The organism is Anaerotruncus sp. G3(2012), assembly GCF_000403395.2.
Lineage (GTDB): Bacteria > Bacillota > Clostridia > Oscillospirales > Ruminococcaceae > Anaerotruncus.
This window is the reverse complement of record NZ_KE159676.1, coordinates 154008-173912: the sequence shown is the minus strand read 5'-3', so window position 1 is coordinate 173912 and position 19905 is coordinate 154008. Positions and strand designations below refer to the sequence as shown.

The following is a 19905-nucleotide window of genomic DNA, read 5'->3' as shown; positions in this document are numbered from 1 at the left end:
ACCTTCGCTTTTAAGTGTGCTGGCTATAATCATTTGCGATAGAAGCAGAACAGTTTTGCTGTTTTGTGGCGCGCAGGCACCAAAGGTACTTGCAGCCGCGGTAGAGGAAATCAGTCAGGAAACCCAAAATGAAAAAAGGGGAGTTGTTTGCAATGCCACTGGTTACAACAAAGGAAATGTTCAAAAAAGCCTATGATGGCGGGTATGCGATCGGCGCATTCAACGTCAACAACATGGAGATTGTGCAGGGAATCACAGAAGCGGCCTCCGAGCTGAAAGCCCCGGTGATCCTTCAGGTATCGGCGGGCGCGCGCAAGTATGCCAAACATGCTTATCTGGTGAAACTGGTGGAAGCAGCGGTCCAGGATACCGACCTTCCGATCGCGCTTCATCTCGACCATGGCGCGGATTTCGAGATCTGCAAATCCTGTATTGACGGCGGCTTTACTTCGGTAATGATCGACGGTTCTGCGCGCAGCTTTGCGGACAACATCGCTGAAACCAAAAAGGTGGTCGAGTATGCCCACGAGCGTGGTGTGGTCGTCGAAGCAGAGCTGGGAAAACTGGCTGGTATTGAAGACGATGTAAACGTCACTGCGGACGATGCACAGTTCACCAACCCGGCAGAGGTTGAGGAATTTGTCACCAAAACCGGTGTAGATTCCCTTGCAATCGCAATCGGCACCAGTCACGGCGCCTATAAGTTCAAGCCTGGCCAGAACCCCCAGCTCCGGTTCGATATCCTTGAGGAGGTCAGCCGCCGTCTGCCCGGCTTCCCGATCGTTCTGCATGGCGCATCGTCGGTCCCGCAGGACCTGGTTAAGGTGATCAACCAGTATGGCGGCGCGATGCCTGACGCAATCGGTATTCCCGAGGAAATGCTCCGCAAGGCGGCTGCTATGGCCGTCTGCAAGATTAACATTGATTCGGATGTCCGTGTTGCGATGACGGCTGCGATCCGTAAATATATGGCGGAGAACCCCAGCCATTTTGACCCGCGTCAGTATCTGACTCCGGCCCGCGCCGCGGTCAAAGAGATGGTCGCGCATAAGATCAAGGATGTGCTCGGCTGTGCGGGAAAGGCGTAATTCCGGAGAAGCCCGATCAAGCAGAGGCATACACTGGATGTAACACAAAAAACGAGTAAGAGGCGGCTGCCTTTTACTCGTTTTTTCATGATGGAAAATCATAAATCAGCGGTACAATTCTTGAAATTAGTTGTAAAAAATGTTATGATATAACCAATATAATTGAAAACCATTCTGCTTTCAAGCAACAGGCAATGATCCACAGAGATATAACGCATGCCTGTAGATGATCGAATGTGAAACAAATCCGTCTTTTGAAGCATTTCAGCTATCCCCTAAAAACGCAGAATAGAAGAGGACCGACAATACAGGGAGGTGTGTTATACAATGAGATGCCCGTTTTGTGGATATACAGAGAGCAAGGTAATTGATTCCCGGCCTATTGATGAGTCGGAACGCATCCGCCGCCGCAGGGAGTGCCTGAAATGTGAACGCAGATTTACAACCTACGAGGTTGTCGAAAGCACACCACTGGTCGTCATCAAGCGGGATCAGTCCCGGGAGCCGTTTGATGGAAACAAGCTTCTGGCGGGGATGCTGCGTGCCTGCGAGAAACGCCCAGTACCGCTCTCGGTGCTGGAAGAGGCTGTGCGCCAAATCGAAATGTCACTGCAAAATTCTCTGGATAAAGAGGTTGCTTCCAGCAGGATCGGGGAGCTGGCGATGGAACATCTGCGCACGATTGACGAAGTGGCCTACATCCGTTTTGCGTCGGTCTACCGGCAGTTCCAAGACATCGAATCGTTCGCACAGGCATTGAGAACGTTGCAGTCCAGACAAAGAGAGCAGGCGGAAGTCAACGCCTGACAGCATAAATGGAAATTCGCTTCTCAGCCAGCCAAACGGAGGAGCTTTTCCACAGTGCCGCTGACTCCAAAGATACTGCTGTCGATGCAGAAATGATAGGATTCCATCCCGCTCCATTTTTTCTCGGTGTAGTAGTTGTAGTAGCTCGCGCGCTCCTTGTCGGTGCGCCGAATAAACTCTTTCGCCTGCCGGTCATCCAGGCTGTACCGGCGCATGATCCGCTTAATCCGCTCCTCCATCGGCGCATGGATGAAAAGCGAAATCAGGTCGGGGTGTTCCCGCAGGACATAGTCCGCGCACCGCCCGATGATGATGCAGGATTCTTTTTGCGCGAGCTCCCGGATAATTTCCGACTGCGCTACAAACAAGGTATCTGCGATCGGCATACCGTAACCGGTGAGCCGGTTCGGCTGGCTGGGGATTGAGTAGAACCACCGGTTGACCGGCTTTTCGTCGTGCTTTTCCAATGTTTCAAGATCGATTCCGCTTTTTTCCACCGCAAGCTCAATCAGGTCGCGGTCGTAAAACGGGATGCCCAGAGATTCTGACAGAAGCTGACCGATCTCCCGTCCACCGCTTCCGAACTGCCGTCCGATTGTGATAACCCTATTTTCCATAAAACGCGCCTCCTGTTATCCAGAATGATGGTGGGCTGCCTGGTGAGCTGGCTTTGAAACATACCGGCTCTGACAACCCCACACAAAGAATTTTCGATAAGTATAGTATAGCATCTTTTGTTGGAAATGACCAGATTTTGATCCGAAATTTTCTGTTGGAGTCTGACTTTTTTGATAAAACTGGAACCGCAAAGGAGCGTGATCCCTATGATCCGAAAAATCATTCGAATTGATGAAATACGCTGTAATAGGTACAGGGCCTGTGCCGCCCGCCTACCATGAAGGGGCAATCCAAATTTGGTGGACAGAAAATCAAAACTGATCCGGGACGGCTATCGCGATGGCCCAGGCAACTGCCCTCCGATCTGCCCTACCGATTGAGAGCAGCGCCATAACTGCTAGGGGGGTATAATCACTGCTTTGTTAAAAGAGCAACAGAGATACCGTGTCTTTTTACCGAGAAAGCGTGGTTATTCAGTCAGAAAAAACGGCTGAGGCGTTGAGGAGGGTTTCTCTATTTTTCTCCCTGATCACGTACCAACTCGATTGCCTGCTTTCCGGTCATGTGCTCAATGGAAAGTGCCATCATACACAATCTGGAGTATTCCCGGTCGATCTCTGACTGCCGCGCGGCTTCGTCTTCATCCGGGGAATAGCGCGCTGCGAGCTTTTCAATCGCAGCGCGTTTCTCGGTGCCTTCCTCTAGAATGCGCATCCGCCCAAATACGATTACACTGCGAAAATAGGTCGTATATTTTTCCGGAATGATCTGATCCTGATCAATGACACAAAACGAGGCGCGACAATCCCGCCGGATCGCGTCCAATTTGTGTCCAGCTTTTGCTCCATGGAAATAGAGGGCAGAACCATCATATACATAGCTGAGTGGGACTGCATAGGGATAGCCATCGTCTCCAGACAGTGTCAATACCCCGGATGTCCCCTTTTTCAGGATGGCAGCGCAGTCACTGGTGGAAAGTGCCTGTCTGATTCGTCGCAGTTTGCGAAACATCAAAAACACCTCTTTTAAAGATAAAACGCCTTGATTTCACCCCTTCTGCGGCCTAACGGGATGGAACAAGGCGTTTGTCCGGCGGCAAATCCATAGTTAGAACCCGTATTCACAACCATTCGACACCGTCTGAGCGGGTCTTTTGCCGACCCGCCGCGTTGAAAAATCTTGCAATACACAAAGTATTGTCTGCATTTTTTCGCCTTGCAGGGCAGCAAAATCCCTCGCCCATCCGGCATCCTCTGATTATGAATACGGGTTCTTATCTCGATTGAATTTATCATAATAAATTTGCACCGAAATGTCAACGAGTCCTTTCAGATTTTTTGGTAAGAAGAATACATAGAAAATCGTGAATTTTGGGAAAATTCATCTATGTACAAGCACCCGGCCATATGATTCTGGCGGAAACAAGCGCATCGAGATATCCAAAAATATCTTGATACGCTTTCCGACGCTATTGTCTACAGCTTGAGCTTACCGTCCTTATGTGCTATGATACACGTAGCAACAAACCGACAAATCGTAAATTTGACAAAGGAGCGTGGTTGTGTGAAAAAGGTAACTACGTTGGTTTTCGCATTCGTTTTCGTGCTGGGTTTAACAGGTTGCGGAAAGAACAATTCGTACAAGATTGGAATTACTGTTCCTGCCGGAAGTACAGAGACGTACGTTTATTCGGACGAAGAAATATCCCCTACCGGCAATAAGATTACTATTTCTTCTGGCGAGGGATTGGAAGATACCGAAGTCGTGTTAAAGCCAATCGAAGTTAAGGAAGAAAACGCGTATGATGAAGCAGAATATCTTACGCCCGGTATGCCAGTAAAAATGGACGCTGAAAAAGGGGCATGGTTCAAAGTTGGTATATCTATGCAAAATAAAACAGACACAGAGATAACTGTTTATGTCGAAATCGAGGGTATAGAAGTTAGAATTGAGTAAATTTACAGTTTATCGGGGACCTTTACAGAGCGGCCAGCGAAGGGGAAATAGGCATTCATGCGCTCAGGGGACCTGATTGCTTATTGAGAAAAACAGCTAAAAATTCTTATATTTTACATTAAATTCATGTACAGGCCGTTGGCATAAAAATCCCCCGGATGATGGGAAACCATCCGGGGGATTTTTCGACTTACGCGTAGGTGTCGAGCAGATGCCCAGACACGGATGCCGGAACCGCCTGCTGCAAACTTTGGATCATTTGGGCGCTGCTTACCTCAACCGATTCCATCGTTTTTTTCATCATAGAGACCGCAACCGACTGGAGTGCATCCCCCATATGGAGGCTGGTGCTCGCCGAAGCAATTACAGATAAATCCATCGAGTTACCCCCTTTCTTTCTCTTCCAGTATATCCTCTTATGGGAAAGATTACAAGTGCATTTTGTAAATTTTCTTTCTCAGCGGGTGGCCCCCTTGTCTATGATTGACAATTTTATACTGATAAGATATAATCAATCTGGAAACAAACGTCAAAAAGTGGCGGGCAGGGTCCTGCCCTGTTTTAAATTTCTGCGACAAGACGCTGGGAGGGTTCTGGAATGGATAAACTGTTTGACCTCATCATCATCGGCGCCGGACCGGGCGGTTATGCGGCTGCCGAGCACGCTGCAAAATTCGGCATGAAAACCGCTGTTATTGAAGAACGCGAGCTGGGCGGGACCTGCATCAACCGCGGCTGCATCCCCACCAAATCGCTCATCTACGCAGCGCGCCTGTATAGCATCATGAACCACTGCGGGCAGTTTGGCCTGCAATTCGAACAGGGCGGTTTTGATCTGAAAAAAATCTTCTCCTATAAGGACGACGCGGTCGGGCAGTTCCGGGAGGGAATCCGGCACAAGTTTCAGGAAAACGGGATTACCTACATAGAAGGTCACGCGCGGGTGATCGGTTCCAAATCGGTACGGGTCGCCGCAGCGGACGGCTCCGAAACCACCTACGGCGCACAGCATATCCTGATCGCCTCGGGTGCCCGACCGGCCATACCTCCGATCCCGGGTGTCCTTCTGCCGGGTGTGGTCACCAGCCGGGAGGTCCTTTCCGAGCCGGTCTGGAACTACGACCGGTTTGTCATCATCGGCGGCGGTGTGGTTGGCATCGAATTTGCAACCGTTTTCAATGCGCTTGGCGCGCAGGTTTCGGTCATCGAACAGGCTGAACGGCTGCTTCCGCCGATGGATGAAGAGCTTTCCGAAAACCTGGAATCCCTCCTGCGCAGCCGCGGGATCGAAGTCTACACCGGCGCACAGGTCGAGCGGATCACCAATGAGGGCGGATTAGCCTGCTGCTTCACACAGGCTGGTGTGGAACAGACGCTCCCGGCTACCCGGATTCTGGTGGCGGTGGGCAGGCGTGCGAATATCGACGACCTGACCGGCGAAAACGTATCGCTCGAAACACGGAACGGACGAATTGTAGTCAACGGCGACTTCATGACCAGCATCCGGGGCGTTTATGCAGTCGGGGACGTGATCGAAGGAATCCAGCTTGCCCACCTTGCCTCCGCGCAGGGCATCCACGTGGTGGAGAAACTCGCAGGCAAGCCATCTTCGGTGCTGCTTTCAACGGTTCCCAGCGGTGCGTTCGTCGATCTGCCGATCGTTCCGAGCTGCATCTATATTGATCCTGAAATCGCCTCGGTCGGCATCTCGGAGGCAGAAGCCAAAAGACATGGCATCTCGGTCAAATGTGGACGCTATTCGATGTCCGGCAACGGGAAGGCGATCATCTCCAAGGAAGAGAGCGGTTTTATCAAGCTGGTATTTGAGGCACACAGCCGGATGCTGATCGGCGCGCAGATGATCTGCCCGCGCGCCACTGATATGATTGGGGAACTGGCCACTGCCATCGCCAACGGACTGACCGCACGCCATCTGATGTTCGCAATGCGCGCACACCCGACTTTTAACGAGGGGATCGCTGAAGCTATCCGCAATATTGAGGAATGATCTCTGAAGAATATCGAAAAGCCTGCTTTGCTTAACTGCAAAGCAGGCTTAATTTTTCCTGTTCAACCGTCAGTTTCATCAGCGCAGGCGGGTTATCCGGGTCCTCCACCAGCCGCAGGCTGATCACATCCTCGACCTCCCGGCGGATCACGGTGCGCAGGTCACGCGCACCGCTCTTCTTGCCATACGCCTGATGCGCAATGTAGGAGACCGCCTGCTCATCCCAGCCGAAACGAATACCCTTTTCCGCAAGCGGCTCTTTCAGCTCCTCCAGCATCAGCCCGGCAATCTGCTGGTAGTCCTCCTTTGAAAGCTGGCGGAATACGACGATCTCGTCCACACGGGCGAGAAATTCCGGCCGCAGGAAGTCGGAAAGCGCCTTCATCGCCTTCTCTTTGGCAACCTGCCCCGCTTCCCGGTTGAAGCCAAGTGCATTTTCCCGACGTTCACTGCCGGCATTGGAGGTCATGACCAGAACAGTATTCTCAAACGAAACCACCCGGCCGTGTGCATCCGTAATCCGGCCTTCATCAAGAATCTGAAGCAGGATGTTGAGCACATCCGGATGCGCCTTCTCGATCTCGTCAAACAGTACCACCGAATATGGCTTGCGGCGCACCTTTTCGGTGAGCTGGCCGGCCTCATCGTAGCCAACATATCCCGGCGGCGACCCTACGATCCTCGAGACGCTGTGTTTCTCCATAAACTCGGACATATCCAGCCGGATCAGCGGGTCGGTGGTATCGAACAGTTCCTTTGCAAGCACCTTGACCAGCTCGGTCTTGCCCACACCGGTCGGCCCGACAAAGATGAACGATGCCGGCCTGCGCCGCGCAGAAATCTGCACACGGCTGCGGCGCACCGCTGCCGCGACCAACCCAACCGCTTCGTCCTGGCCGATGATCTTCTTTTTCATCTCCGGCTCAAGGCTGGCGACCCTTTTCAGCTCGGTTTCCCGGATTTTGGAGGCCGGAATACCGGTCCAGAGTTCGATGACCCGCGCGAGATCGTCAAGCGTCACCGGACGGTTCAACACCTCCGGTTCCAGTTCCTTGAGTTCCCCCTCGATCGAGAGGATCTCCCCGCGCAGGTTGGCGATCGCCTCATAATCGGGTGCATCCACCTGTGCCTCGAGATTCTCAATCCGCGACTTGAACTCCTCCAGCCGCTTGGTCATCTTATCATATCGGGCAAGCTCCTGGTTGCGCAGCACTGCGCAAGAGCAGGCTTCATCCAGAAGGTCGATCGCCTTGTCGGGCAGATACCGGTCGGTGATATACCGTTCGGAGAGCACGACCGCCCGACGGGCGATCTCTTCGCTGACCGATACCCTGTGGTGCTTCTCGTAGTAACCTTTGATCCCCTGGATCACCTCAATCGCGTCGGCGATCGAAGGTTCCTCCACCGTGACCGGCTGGAACCTTCTCTCGAGCGCCGCATCCTTCTCGATATGTTTGCGGTACTCATTGAAGGTGGTCGCGCCGATCACCTGAATTTCGCCGCGCGAAAGGGCCGGTTTCAGGATGTTGGCAGCGTTCATTGAGCCTTCGGAATCCCCCGCACCGACAAGGTTGTGCACCTCGTCGATAAAAAGGATCACGTTGCCGGCCTCTTTGATATCCTGCACCAGCCCCTTGACACGGCTCTCGAACTGTCCACGGAACTGGGTTCCTGCGACGAGAGCGGTCAGATCGAGCAGGTAGAGCTTTTTCTCCGCGAGCCGGAACGGGACATCCCCGTTCGCCAGACGCTGCGCAATGCCTTCCGCGATCGCCGTTTTTCCCACACCCGGCTCACCGATCAGACAGGGGTTGTTCTTGGTGCGGCGGTTGAGAATCTGAAGCACCCGGTAGATTTCCCGGTCCCGTCCCACAATATGGTCCATCCTGCCCTGTTCCGCCTTGCGGGAGAGGTTTTCGCAGTAGGCATCAAGATGCTTGAACTTTTTCTCGGGCGCGCCCTTCTGCCGCCGTTCCCGGCGTCCCTGGGGCCGCTCGGGGAAAGGGATTGGCGGTTCCTGCGGCCGTTCCGGCTCCTGCGGAACAATCGCATTTTCCGCGCTGTTTCCACCGAAGATATTCTGCAAAAACGGCAGCGCCTGCGCACCGCCCATCTCAAAGCCCGAATCACCGTCCCCGCCAAAAATGTCCATCATCTGTTCGGACATATTTTCAAGGTCATCATCCGAAATGCCCATCTTCTCCATCAGATCGCTGACCGGCTTCAGCCCCAGTTCTTTGGCACATTTCAGGCAAAGCCCCTCGTTGATCGTCTTGTCCCCGTCCAAACGGGTCATGAACACCACGGCAAATCGTTTTTTGCATCTTGTACACATCATATCCATGTCTCTATCACATCTTTCCTAAACAATCCATGGCAAATATAGGGATGGCAAACCCCAGACTATATTTTATATGCTTCTTATGAACACCGTATTAACAGCCATAAAATAATTTTTTCAGGGTGCTTTTTCTCCCGCAAAAAGCACCCTATTACCGCTGTAAAACTTCCGATTTTGTATTTTGGGCCTTTTCTATCCAAGCTGGCGGAGCAGCCCCGGTTCCATGAAGTATCGGAACAGGAAGGTACTGCCGACCACATCACTGTTAAAAATCCACCAGCCGTCGGGGCTGAAATAAAAAAGCCCCTTGAACAGCAAGCCGACCACCCAGACGATCAGCACGCCCTGCAAAATCCCGACCACCGCACCCAGCGTGGAATTGAAAAAGCCGATCACCGGCAGGGAGTTGATGACCCCCAGCATTGAGAGCAGGAGGTTGGAGAGCATCGAGAGGGCCGCGAAGATCACCACAAAGCTGACCGTCCCGATCGCCTTGATCAGCACCGGACGCAGCGTATTGTCCGCAATCTCCTTAACGATCTCCTCCGGACCGATCCCCTCGGGAAGAAGCTGCTCAAGCTCCTCCGGCAGCTCCTGCGCAAGCCGCTTGAGGTCGTCCAGACCGAGGTTGTCCGGATCAATCCCAAATTCCCGGAGCTTTTCGAGACCGAACGCACCGAGCTGATCCGGGTCGAGGGTATCCGTGTCAATCCCGAGCCGGTCCAAACTGTCCAGATCCAGACCCTTCAGGTCGATCCCAAGACCTTTCAAATCCTCCAGGCTCAGGCTGTCCAGATCAACCCCAAGCTGTTCCAGGTCGTCCAGGCTCAGGGACTCCGGCTCTTCTGAATGCTGCCCGCGGGCAGGCAGCAGCGGACGCCATCCGCCGTCCATAGCCAGCATCCCACCGGGCAGAAACGAAACCAGGTCCGCATTTTTCAGCTCACGCGGCCGGTCGTCCTGGCTCTGGCTGCTCTCGAAGAGCATCGGCTCGACCACCCGTTCGTAGATAACCGGCGCCGCCTCCCCGCTCAGATGTGACGAGAAAGCAAGGACTCCCACATAGGCGGCCATCTGCACGACCGTCCGCAGGAAGCCTTTTTTCGCCGCCGCGTGCGCGCAGTAAATGACAATCCACACCGCCGTAAAATCCAGCGCAATCGCTGCAATCCATTCCATAGGTTCTCCTTTTTGTTTTCAGAGGGCGTCATTCCTGACCGCTCTCCCCTGAGAGATTCTCAAGAGAGGGATCCGTCCCGGACTGGGAGGAACCGTCCTGCCCATCCGCCTCCTGAAAGAGTTCTTCTGAATCGCTGTCCCCCATTCCGGATGATAAAGAACTGCTCTCCGGGTCGGGAACAAGGTCCTCCTCCGATGACTGCCCAGAGGATTCTTCCTCCTGTTTCTCTTTGCGCTCTTCTTCCTCTTTGGCCTTGCGTTCGGCCTCCTCCTGGCGGTCCTTCTCCTCCTGAGCAGCAATCAGCTGCTTCACGCTTGAGACGCTGATCTGGGTATTGTCCGCGCAGAAAAGCTGATCCCCGACCGGCTCGACCTTATACAGGTTAGGCAGAGGGAGTTCGGTAAGTAGGACCCCGTCGTGCGAAACGATCTCGACCTTGTTGCTCGACGCGATATAAAGGCGGTTCGCATCCGCCTTGGCGGTCACAATCTCATAGTTGGTGGTATACTCCCCCTGTTTTTTGAAGCGGCTGTTGAGGAGGACTGCCTTGAGCTGTTTTTCCTCAGCATAGCTGCCGAACACCACCAGCAGGCCCCCGTCCGGACGGAAGAAAAAGCGCTCGAGCTTCTGCCCTGCGAAGTTGTAGTCCGCAATCTGTTTGAGATCGTTGTCAAAAAGGATCGCGCGCTTGTCGGTGACCACCCGGATCGTGTTGTTGTTGAACCAGTCGATCCCCAGGATCAGCTCACCAGGCAGGTCGGCCCGCCCCATCTCCTTCTCGATCGAAAACTGGAACCGGCTGATGCTCGAGAGGTAATCCCCATCCTGCACATCCACACAGGCGATCACCATCGCGTTCTGGTTCTCCGCAAGGGAAACGTCAATCACCATCCGCGCCGACCAATAGCGGAAGATCGGCTCTTTTTTGGGATTGCTGTAAACCGAAACCAGTGCAAGGCTCTGGTCAGAGCCTGTCACCAATGCAAAATTCTCGTTGGAAGAGATGTCCGCCACGTAGAGTGGGAAATTCATCGACCCGCTATGTACCAGCGCTGACTTGGAATAAAGAGAATATCGGGTCCCGCCCCGGTCGTAAAGAAGGGTACGGTCCCCAGTATGCGCAAGCAGCGGATTGCTCATGCCATGCTGTGCATTGAGCGTCTGCCTGCCCGACATATTGTAGGTGTAAAGGTTGGTATCCGTCAAAAGGAGCAGATTGTCCCCCGCATTTTGCAGCTTTAGGATCTTACCGCCGGGAAGGGGAACCGGATAACCGTCCCCATTTCCGGCGAGGTCCACCTTGAGATCGCTGTAGAGGGTTGCAAAGTCGACATCCTCCGCTCTTTTCACCAGCGAAACCGAGAAAAATACCAGGATGGCAGCCAGCGCCAGAAGCAGCAGGTTTTTACGCGTCCGCTTGTGCGCGCGTATCCGGCGCACCTTCTCCAGATCGGTCAGTTTTGCCACAGGCATTCCCCCTTTCCCGGTTTTTGAAGCTGTTTCGTGTATCTCACACCATAAGCCGCATCTCTCAATGATAGAATACCATGTCCAGATACAGCCCATGCGGAGGGGCGGTCGCCCCGGCGCGTGAACGGTCCCGGCTTTCAATGATCCCGGAAATTTCCTCCGGTAAAATAGCGCCGCGCGCCACCTCCAACAGGGTTCCCACCATGATTCTCACCATATTGTAGAGGAATCCGCTGCCGGTCACCGAGATGGCCACCATCTCCCCCGAACGCGCAATGGATGCCTCGGTGATCGTCCGCACCGTATCCTGCACAGTGGACCCCGCGCTGCAAAATGCGGAAAAATCATGCGTCCCCACAAACCTGTCTGCGGCCTGCTGCATCCGGGGCAGGTCCAGGCGGTATTTGTGATAGAGGGCGAGGTCGGTCAGGAACGGGTTTTTTACCGGGCTGTTCCAGATCTGGTACAGATACCGTTTGCCTGTACAGTCGTAACGGGGATGGAACCCCTCTGGAACCTCCCGGCAGTCCAGCACCGCCACATCGGGCGGCAGATGGATATTCAGCGCCCGGACCACCGCATCACAGGGGATTGGTGCATCGGTAAAAAAAGCCAGCACAAAGTGGTTCGCGTGCACACCGGCATCGGTGCGGGAACAGCCCTTGACCGGCCAGCGCCGCTTGAATACCGTCTCGATTGCGTCCTGCACCACCTGAGCCACCGAAACCCCGTTGGGCTGTACCTGGAACCCGCAGTAGTTGGTGCCGCGATATTGGAGGATCAGCATCAGATGCCGCATAAAACGTTCCTTTCTGTCAAGCGGTGCAATACCTTGTCATTTAAAAACCTGTATTCATAATCAGGGGATGCCGAATGGCGGCACCTCATCTCATCGTCAAAACCTCAGGCGCAAACAGATTGATACAGATAACTGCCGCGATGCAGAGCAGGACAAATGCCGAGCTGTAAACATCCCGCGCATGAAGCTTGAGCTGCTTCATCCGGGTACGCCCCTCCCCGCCCCGGTAACAGCGGCACTCCATCGCGAGCGCAAGCTCGTCCGCACGTCGGAAGGCAGAGACAAAAAGCGGAATCAGAATCGGGATCAGCGCTTTGGCGCGCTGGACCAGCCCACCGGACTCGAGGTCCGCACCGCGGGCCTTCTGTGCCGACATGATCTTGTCGGTCTCCTCAATCAGGGTGGGGATGAACCGCAGGGCAATCGTCATCATCATGGCCAGCTCATGCACCGGCAGCTTGAACCGTTTGAGCGGCGAACAGAGCCGTTCGATTCCATCGGTGAGGGCGATTGGCGAGGTGGTATAGGTCAGCAGGGAGGTGCCTGCGATCAGGCAGATGATCCGTACGCTCATAACGACCGCGGTTGTGACCCCCTGCACAGTGATCCGCAGAATCCACCACTGGAAGATCACATCCCCTTCGATGAAGAGCATGTTCAGAACCGAGGTGAACAGGATAATTGGGATCACCGGACGCAGGCTTTTCAGGATCATAACCGGCGGGATTTTGGAAAGCCCGTAGGCGAACACCAGAAACAGGATGCCCACCGAAAGCCCGATCGGGTTGGTCGCGGCAAACAGGACAACGATGTAACCGAGGGTCAGCAGGATTTTTACCCGCGGATCGAGCTTGTGGATCGGGGAACTGCCTGGAAAATACTGTCCGATAGTGATATCTTTAAGCACCGGTTTTTCCCCCCTTCGCGAGCAGCGAAAGCAGCTCCTGCTTTGCGTAGTCCATGGTGTAGACGCTCTCGCTCACCGGGAACCCCTGCGCGCGGAGCCTGCCGAAAATCCGGGTGATCTGCGGCACCGAAAGCCCGATCCGGGTGATCTCTTCCGCGCGGGAAAAGACGGTCGCCACGTCGTCATACATCGCGACCCCCGACCGGTTGAGCACCAGCACCTTGTTCGCATATCTGGCGATGTCCTCCATGCTGTGCGAAACCAGAAGAATCGTGTTCCTGCGCTGGCGGTGGTACGCCTTAATCATCCCAAGGATCTGCTCCCGGCCTTTCGGGTCCAGCCCTGCGGTCGGCTCGTCCAGGATCAGGATATCCGGTCCCATCGCAAGGACCCCCGCAATCGCTACCCGCCGTTTCTGCCCGCCTGAAAGCTCAAACGGGGATTTTTCCATATGGTGCGGCTTCAGCCCGACCGCAATCGCCGCCTCTCTCACCCGCTGTTCAACCTCGGCGGGGGAAAGGCCCATATTTGTCGGGCCAAACGCGATGTCCTTATAGACCGTCTCCTCGAAGAGCTGGTATTCCGGATACTGGAACACCAGCCCCACCTTGAACCGGTAGGCGCGGCGGTCGGTGCCGTCCGCCCAGAGGTCGGTGCCGTTGATGAAGATTCTCCCCGAGGTGGGTTTGAGCAGGCCGTTGAAATGCTGGATCAGGGTGCTTTTGCCCGAACCGGTATGCCCGATCACCCCGACAAACTCCCCCTGCTCGATCTCGAGGTTGATATCCTGGATCGCCGCCTTTTCAAACGGGGTGTTGGGGGAATAAACATAGGTCAGATTTTCGGCCTTGATCGCATTCATCCCGCCACCTCCAAAAGCTGCGCAATCGCCTGCGCGCATTCGTCCTCGTAAAGGATGCCCTCCGGCAGGTCGTAGCCCGCCTTGCGCAGCTCATAACAAAGCTCGGTCGCCTGCGGGACATCCAGCCCGACCCGTTTCAGCTCCTTCACATGCGAAAAAACCGCACGCGGGTTGTCGTCCAGCAGGACTTGTCCATCGTTCATTACGACTACCCGGTCGGCCTCAGCGGCTTCCTCCATATAATGGGTGATGAGAACGGCGGTAATCCCGTGTTCCCGGTTGAGCCGCTTGAGGGTGGACATAACCTCCCGGCGGCCCTTTGGGTCAAGCATCGCGGTCGGCTCATCGAGCAGGATGCAGCGCGGACGCATCGCGATGATCCCCGCAATCGCGATCCGCTGCTTCTGCCCGCCCGAAAGCTGATGCGGGGCATGGGCTTTATACTCGGTCATACCCACATCCGCGAGCGCCTCGTCCACCCTGCGCCGGATTTCGGACGGCTCGACCCCCATATTTTCCGGGCCGAACGCCACGTCCTCCTCTACAATGGTAGCTACAATCTGGTTGTCGGGGTTTTGAAATACCATGCCGACCTGCTGCCGGATCTCGTAGAGCCTGTCCTCCTCGCGGGTATCAATGCCGCAGACGGTCACTGTACCCTCATTCGGGACAAGGATCGCGTTGAGATGCTTGGCAAACGTGCTCTTTCCCGAGCCGTTATGCCCAAGTACCGCAACAAATTCTCCCTCACGGATGGTGAGGCTCACGCCCCGCAGCACAACATTCAGTTCATTGTTCTCTTTGGGGTACCCGAAGGAAACCCCGTTTGCGGTGATGATGTCTCCCATATACTGTTATCCCTTTTCTGTAAAAATCATGACAAAACGTTTCGTCTGCTTTTGCGCCGGTCCAAAAACCGGCGCTTCGCGTCAGCCAGCTTCTGCACTGCGAGCCATCAGCGAAGCGCTTCAAATGCATTCGTCGCAGGCGGCTCCTGGCGCGGGATACTCATCCTAAGAAGTGCATGTCCGGGTGGATCGCCGCTCCCCGGGCGGCAGGAGGGCGCTTTTGCAGGAGAAAAAACGCCCTTACAAAGACACACTGTTTTTCATCCAGACCGCCGTAGAGCCGCAGGGCAAAACCAATCCGGATTTTTTGACCGGCAGGCCGATTTCGTCGGCTGTGACAGTGCCGCCATGCATAGCTCCGACCGTCACTGAGAGGATATACTGCATGACCGACGGGGAAAGCCCGGTGGTGTACGAGTTCAGCAGAAAGAACTGCGCATCCTCTGAAAGCACCTGCGCACAGGTGCGTACAAGCTCATAGACGCTGTCCTCCAGCTTCCAGACCTCGCCGCCCGGGCCGCGCCCATAGCTGGGCGGGTCCATGACAACCCCGTCGTACCGCACCCCGCGCCGGATCTCCCGCTCGACAAACTTTTTGCAGTCATCAACGATCCACCGGACCGGCCGTTCCGAAAGCCCCGACAGCGCGGCATTCTCCCGCGCCCACTGGACCATCCCTTTGCTCGCGTCCACGTGGCAGACCCTGGCGCCCGCTGCCGCGCAGGCAAGGGTTGCGCCGCCGGTGTAGGCGAACAGGTTCAGGATGTTGAGCTGCCGTCCCGCCGCGCGGATCAGCCCGGACATCAGGTCCCAGTTGACCGCCTGTTCCGGGAACAGGCCGGTGTGCTTGAACCCGGTCGGGCGGATGCGGAACCGCAGCTCCCGATAGGGGATTTCCCATTCGCTCTGGGGGAGCGAGCGCACGCTCCAGCTCCCGCCCCCTTCGCTTGAACGGTTATACCGCGCGTTTGCCTTTTCCCAGGCACTGTCCCGCGGGGTGTTCCAGATCACCTGCGGGTCAGGCCGCACCAATGTGACCTGGCCCCATCGCTCGAGCTTTTCGCCTGCGCTGGCGTCGAGCACTTCAAATGCGCTCCATCCGGTCGCTGCCCTCATGACGTCCTCCCTTTTCCCTTCTGTCTCATCCCTGGATCACACTGGCGATCCGCTGCGCCATCCGTTCGATCTCTTTGATGTCCTGCCCCTCAATCATAATCCGGATCAGCGGCTCGGTCCCTGACGGGCGCACCAGGATTCGGCCATTCCCTCCGAGCTTCTCCTCCTCCTGCCGGATCGCCTCCTGTACCGACTGATCCTGCTCGAGCGATGCCTTCATCTCCGGAGTGGCGTGGATATTGAGCAGGGTCTGGGGGTAGGTCTCCATCAGGGATGCGGCTTCGGACAGCTTCTGCCCCGACTTCTTGAGCAATCCCGCCAGCTGTAAGCCGGAAAGCTGGCCGTCGCCGGTGGTCATGAAATCGCGGAAGATGATGTGGCCCGACTGCTCCCCGCCGATACAGAAGCCCTCGTTGAGCATCGTCTCAAGCACATACCGGTCACCGACTTTGGTCGCCCGCATCTCGATCCCATGCTTCTCTGCGAACTTGAACAGGCCGAGATTGCTCATCACCGTTGCGACCAGGGTGTTATTTTTCAGTCTGCCCTGCTCCTTGAGGTGGTATGCGAACAGCGCGAGCAGCTTGTCGCCATCTACCAGTGCGCCGTTCTCGTCCACCGCCAGGCACCGGTCGGCATCCCCGTCGAACGCCAGCCCGAGGTCGTAGCTGCCCATCCGCACTTTGCGCGACAGCTCTTCAATATGGGTCGAACCACAGTGCCAGTTGATGTTCAGCCCGTCCGGCTCGGCGCAGAAGATGGTGCATTCGGCCCCCAGCCCTTCAAACAGCTTTTTCGCAGTGACGCTTGCGCTGCCGTTGGAACAGTCGATCGCCAGCCGCATCCCCGAAAGCCCGCCCGGGAGGGTGGTTTTCAGGTAATCCACATAATCGTCCGCCGCCCGCGCCGCGAACGAGATCGTCCCGATCTCGCTTGCGGACTTGATGCTGTACGGACGCTCCCCGTCAAGAACGATCCGTTCGATCTCCTCTTCCTGTTCGTCACGCAGCTTAAAGCCCGCGCCGCTGAAGAGTTTAATGCCGTTGTATTCATAGGGATTGTGGCTCGCAGAGAGCATCACGCCCGCCTGTGCGCCGTACCGGGTTACAAGATAAGCGACCGCCGGGGTTGGCACCACGCCGATCTGGATGACATTTGCGCCTGCGCTGCAAAGCCCTGCCGAGATCGCCGCTTCGAGCATATCCGAAGAAATCCGGGTGTCTTTGCCGACCAGGAAGGTCGGCTGGCGGCCGGTCTCCTTCTCCACGACCATGCCCGCCGCACGCCCGATATTGGTTGCAAGCCCGATCGAGAGGTCCCCATTTGCGATCCCACGCACCCCATCCGTTCCAAAAATTCTTCCCATACGGTATTCCCCCATCCTATGTAATTCAATCCAGAGCCAACTGTTCCCCGCCCATCCCCTGCGGCGGGCGGATGCCCATATGCTGATAGGCCAGAAGGGTGGCACAGCGCCCGCGTGGGGTCCGCGAAAGGAAGCCCAGCTGCATCAGGAACGGTTCCACCACATCTTCGATTGTCACCGCCTCTTCCCCGCAGGCTGCCGCGAGCGTTTCCAGTCCAACCGGCCCTCCAGCATAGTTTTTGATGATCGTTTCCAGAATCCGGCGGTCCGCGCTGTCAAGCCCCAGCCGGTCGATCTCGAGCCGGTCGAGCGCGACCGATGCGATCTCCCGGGTGATCCGGCCATCCCCCATCACCTGTGCGAAATCCCGTACCCGCTTGAGCAGGCGGTTGGCGATGCGGGGCGTCCCCCGGCTGCGCCGCGCCAGCTCAAATGCGCCGTCCTCCTCGCAGTCGATCCCAAGGATCGAGGCGCTGCGGCGGACAATCGTGCAGAGCTGTTCGTTGGTGTAAAGCTCGAGCCGCTGGATCACGCCGAACCGGTCACGCAGCGGGGAGGTGAGCTGCCCGGCGCGGGTGGTCGCACCGATCAGGGTGAAGTGCGGCAGGTCGATCCGAATCGAGCGCGCCGACGGGCCTTTCCCGATGATGATATCCAGCGCAAAATCCTCCATCGCCGGGTAGAGAACCTCCTCCACCGCGCGGGACAGCCGGTGGATTTCATCTATAAACAGTATATCCTTTGGCGCAAGATTTGTGAGTAATGCGGCCAAATCCCCCGGTTTTTCGATCGCCGGGCCGCTGGTAATGCGGATATTGACGTTCATCTCGTTGGCGATGATCCCCGAAAGGGTGGTCTTGCCGAGGCCCGGCGGGCCATAAAGCAGCACATGGTCGAGCGGTTCCCCGCGTCCTTTGGCCGCCTGGATAAAAACCCCCATATTTTCCTTGACCTTCTCCTGGCCAATGTAGTCATCAAGGACGCGGGGACGCAGGGAAACCTCCACCTCGGTGTCCTCCGGGACGTAATCGGGCGCCATGATCCGGTTTTCAAAGTCCATCTCATTGTCAAACATCGTTCTTTCGTCCCCTTCTCAAGCGGTTCACAGCCTCGCGACCTTTTTCAGTGCCTGCCGGATCAGCTCATCCACCGGCAGGTCTGCGGCAAGCCCTGCCAGCGCTTCCGCAGCCTGTGACTGGCTGTATCCGAGCGTGCAGAGCGCGGCTGCCGCCTCGTTCATACCCGAGCCATCCGCGCCGATCTGCACCGCCGCCTCTCCAACCCCCGACGCAAGCTCCGCCTTTGAAATTTTATCCTTCAGCTCGAGGATCAGGCGCTGTGCGAGTTTGACGCCAACACCCGGCGCGCGGGTCAGGCTTTTGGCATCCCCCGACGCGATACAGAGCGCCAGCCGGTCAGGGGTCATATCCGAAAGGATCGCCAGCGCGGATTTCGGCCCAACCCCCGAAACGCCGATCAGCTTTTTAAACGCGTCCAGCTCGTTCATCGAGTAAAATCCGAACAGGTCGAGCGCGTCCTCCCGCACATTCAGATGGGTATAAAGCGTGACCCGTTCCCCCACGGGCGGCAGGCAGGAAAGGGTGGTCAGGGACGTCATACAGCGATAGCCCACCCCGCCGCATTCCACAACAGCGAGATAGGCTTCGGTATGGATTAGTTTCCCGGTCAGACTATAAAACATGGTTACCCCCTATTTGAGCAGACGGAGCAGTGAACCGCTGCAATGCCCATGGCAGATTGCAAGCGCGAGTGCGTCAGCGGTATCGTCCGGACGCGGCACCTTTTCGAGCCCGAGCAGCTGACGGGTCATCTCCATCACCTGCTGTTTTTCCGCGCGGCCATAGCCGACCACGCTCTGCTTGACCTGCATCGGTGTATATTCGCAGACCGGCACCCCATGCTGCTGGGCCGCCAGGAGGATTACCCCCCGCGCCTGCGCGACATCAATACCGGTCGTCTTGTTGTTGGTAAAAAAGAGCTGCTCAATTGAAAGTACATCGGGGCTTGACCGGTCGAGCAGCGCGGTCATGTCCTGATAAATCATCTCGAGACGCGCCGGAAATCCCATCCCGGCGGGCGTGGTGATCGCCCCGAACCGCACCGGAGAAAACCGGCCACGCAGATAGCGCACCACTCCATATCCCACGATCGCATAGCCGGGGTCAATTCCAAGGATGACCATAGTTTCCTCCTGGGAGCTGTCTGAAAAATCGAAATCACAGTATTCTCCCAATCGAAAATACTGTTTGCTGCGTCAGAAATACCCGAGATACATTACATAATGTGTTCCCACGCTTTTTTCTTGCAGCTGCTCACTTTATTATAGAGCGTCCATCCATTTCCCTGATTTCAGACAAGCCCTAATGCTTCAAAAGTTCTCGGATACGATCGCCATTGTGCCGCAACCGAGGATCAATTTGGCAGAATCGGCCATCCGAACGGAAGCGGGCGGATGCCCGCGGATCGTTCTGGCCATAGCCATGATAGAATAGCTGGTTCGCAGCTATTCAGCCACATC

General features: G+C 56.0%; 19 protein-coding genes. 4 read left to right on the top strand and 15 right to left on the bottom strand.

Annotated elements, in window-relative coordinates; genetic code table 11:
• Nucleotides 1-152: 152 nt before the first annotated feature.
• Both fba and nrdR read left to right on the top strand, forming a co-directional pair.
• The gene (fba, locus tag C814_RS17675) at nt 153-1088 is read left to right on the top strand and encodes a class II fructose-1,6-bisphosphate aldolase (protein WP_031219859.1); all 936 of its coding nucleotides are present in this window, start codon (nt 153-155) and stop codon (nt 1086-1088) included.
• Between the two features lie 327 nt (nt 1089-1415).
• Nucleotides 1416-1895: a transcriptional regulator NrdR gene (nrdR, locus tag C814_RS17670; protein WP_016316775.1), complete on the top strand. Its 480-nt coding sequence runs from the start codon at nt 1416-1418 to the stop codon at nt 1893-1895.
• 23 nt (nt 1896-1918) lie between these two features.
• On the opposite strand, the gene C814_RS17665 is transcribed toward nrdR, so the two are convergent.
• Together C814_RS17665 and C814_RS17660 are read right to left on the bottom strand one after the other, a co-directional pair.
• Nucleotides 1919-2512: a cytidylate kinase-like family protein gene (locus C814_RS17665; protein ID WP_016316774.1), complete on the bottom strand. Its 594-nt coding sequence runs from the start codon at nt 2510-2512 to the stop codon at nt 1919-1921.
• A 514-nt stretch (nt 2513-3026) separates the two neighbouring features.
• Complete coding sequence (locus tag C814_RS17660; protein ID WP_016316773.1) at nt 3027-3524, bottom strand: pyridoxamine 5'-phosphate oxidase family protein; 498 nt, start codon at nt 3522-3524, stop codon at nt 3027-3029.
• 552 nt (nt 3525-4076) lie between these two features.
• Between C814_RS17660 and C814_RS17655 the strand changes: the two genes are divergently transcribed.
• Nucleotides 4077-4469: a hypothetical protein gene (locus C814_RS17655; RefSeq protein ID WP_016316772.1), complete on the top strand. Its 393-nt coding sequence runs from the start codon at nt 4077-4079 to the stop codon at nt 4467-4469.
• Between the two features lie 190 nt (nt 4470-4659).
• Here the strand turns inward: C814_RS17655 and C814_RS17650 are convergent, their stop codons facing one another.
• Entirely contained in the window at nt 4660-4848 is a 189-nt protein-coding gene (locus tag C814_RS17650; protein WP_016316771.1) for a YjfB family protein, read from the bottom strand.
• 219 nt (nt 4849-5067) lie between these two features.
• On the opposite strand from C814_RS17650, the gene lpdA reads away from it, so the two are divergent.
• Nucleotides 5068-6477, top strand: coding sequence for a dihydrolipoyl dehydrogenase (gene lpdA, locus C814_RS17645; protein ID WP_016316770.1), 1410 nt, complete (start codon nt 5068-5070; stop codon nt 6475-6477).
• 31 nt (nt 6478-6508) lie between these two features.
• On the opposite strand, the gene C814_RS17640 is transcribed toward lpdA, so the two are convergent.
• The 12 genes from C814_RS17640 to ruvC all read right to left on the bottom strand — a co-directional run bounded on the left by C814_RS17640 (nt 6509) and on the right by ruvC (nt 19569).
• A complete protein-coding gene (locus C814_RS17640) occupies nt 6509-8815 on the bottom strand; it encodes an ATP-dependent Clp protease ATP-binding subunit (protein ID WP_016316769.1) in 2307 nt (768 codons plus the stop codon).
• 195 nt (nt 8816-9010) lie between these two features.
• The gene (locus C814_RS17635) at nt 9011-9997 is read right to left on the bottom strand and encodes a CvpA family protein (protein WP_016316768.1); all 987 of its coding nucleotides are present in this window, start codon (nt 9995-9997) and stop codon (nt 9011-9013) included.
• Between the two features lie 28 nt (nt 9998-10025).
• On the bottom strand, nt 10026-11465 hold the full coding sequence (locus C814_RS17630) for a DUF5711 family protein (RefSeq protein WP_016316767.1): 1440 nt from the start codon (nt 11463-11465) through the stop codon (nt 10026-10028).
• A gap of 64 nt (nt 11466-11529) precedes the next feature.
• Complete coding sequence (gene truA / locus C814_RS17625) at nt 11530-12267, bottom strand: tRNA pseudouridine(38-40) synthase TruA (protein WP_016316766.1); 738 nt, start codon at nt 12265-12267, stop codon at nt 11530-11532.
• Nucleotides 12268-12352: 85 nt separating this feature from the next.
• Nucleotides 12353-13174, bottom strand: coding sequence for an energy-coupling factor transporter transmembrane component T family protein (locus C814_RS17620; protein WP_016316765.1), 822 nt, complete (start codon nt 13172-13174; stop codon nt 12353-12355).
• On the bottom strand, nt 13167-14036 hold the full coding sequence (locus C814_RS17615; RefSeq protein WP_016316764.1) for an energy-coupling factor transporter ATPase: 870 nt from the start codon (nt 14034-14036) through the stop codon (nt 13167-13169). Before C814_RS17615 ends, C814_RS17620 begins: the two co-directional genes overlap by 8 nt.
• Nucleotides 14033-14884, bottom strand: coding sequence for an energy-coupling factor transporter ATPase (locus C814_RS17610; protein ID WP_016316763.1), 852 nt, complete (start codon nt 14882-14884; stop codon nt 14033-14035). Before C814_RS17610 ends, C814_RS17615 begins: the two co-directional genes overlap by 4 nt.
• 240 nt (nt 14885-15124) lie before the next feature.
• The gene (locus C814_RS17605; RefSeq protein WP_016316762.1) at nt 15125-16000 is read right to left on the bottom strand and encodes a class I SAM-dependent methyltransferase; all 876 of its coding nucleotides are present in this window, start codon (nt 15998-16000) and stop codon (nt 15125-15127) included.
• Nucleotides 16001-16025: 25 nt separating this feature from the next.
• Nucleotides 16026-17366: a phosphoglucosamine mutase gene (gene glmM / locus C814_RS17600; RefSeq protein ID WP_016316761.1), complete on the bottom strand. Its 1341-nt coding sequence runs from the start codon at nt 17364-17366 to the stop codon at nt 16026-16028.
• A 25-nt stretch (nt 17367-17391) separates the two neighbouring features.
• The gene (gene ruvB, locus C814_RS17595) at nt 17392-18441 is read right to left on the bottom strand and encodes a Holliday junction branch migration DNA helicase RuvB (protein ID WP_016316760.1); all 1050 of its coding nucleotides are present in this window, start codon (nt 18439-18441) and stop codon (nt 17392-17394) included.
• Nucleotides 18442-18468: 27 nt separating this feature from the next.
• Nucleotides 18469-19068 (bottom strand): Holliday junction branch migration protein RuvA, encoded by a 600-nt coding sequence (gene ruvA, locus C814_RS17590; RefSeq protein WP_016316759.1) that lies wholly within the window; start codon nt 19066-19068, stop codon nt 18469-18471.
• A 9-nt stretch (nt 19069-19077) separates the two neighbouring features.
• Entirely contained in the window at nt 19078-19569 is a 492-nt protein-coding gene (ruvC, locus tag C814_RS17585) for a crossover junction endodeoxyribonuclease RuvC (RefSeq protein WP_016316758.1), read from the bottom strand.
• Nucleotides 19570-19905: the final 336 nt, after the last annotated feature.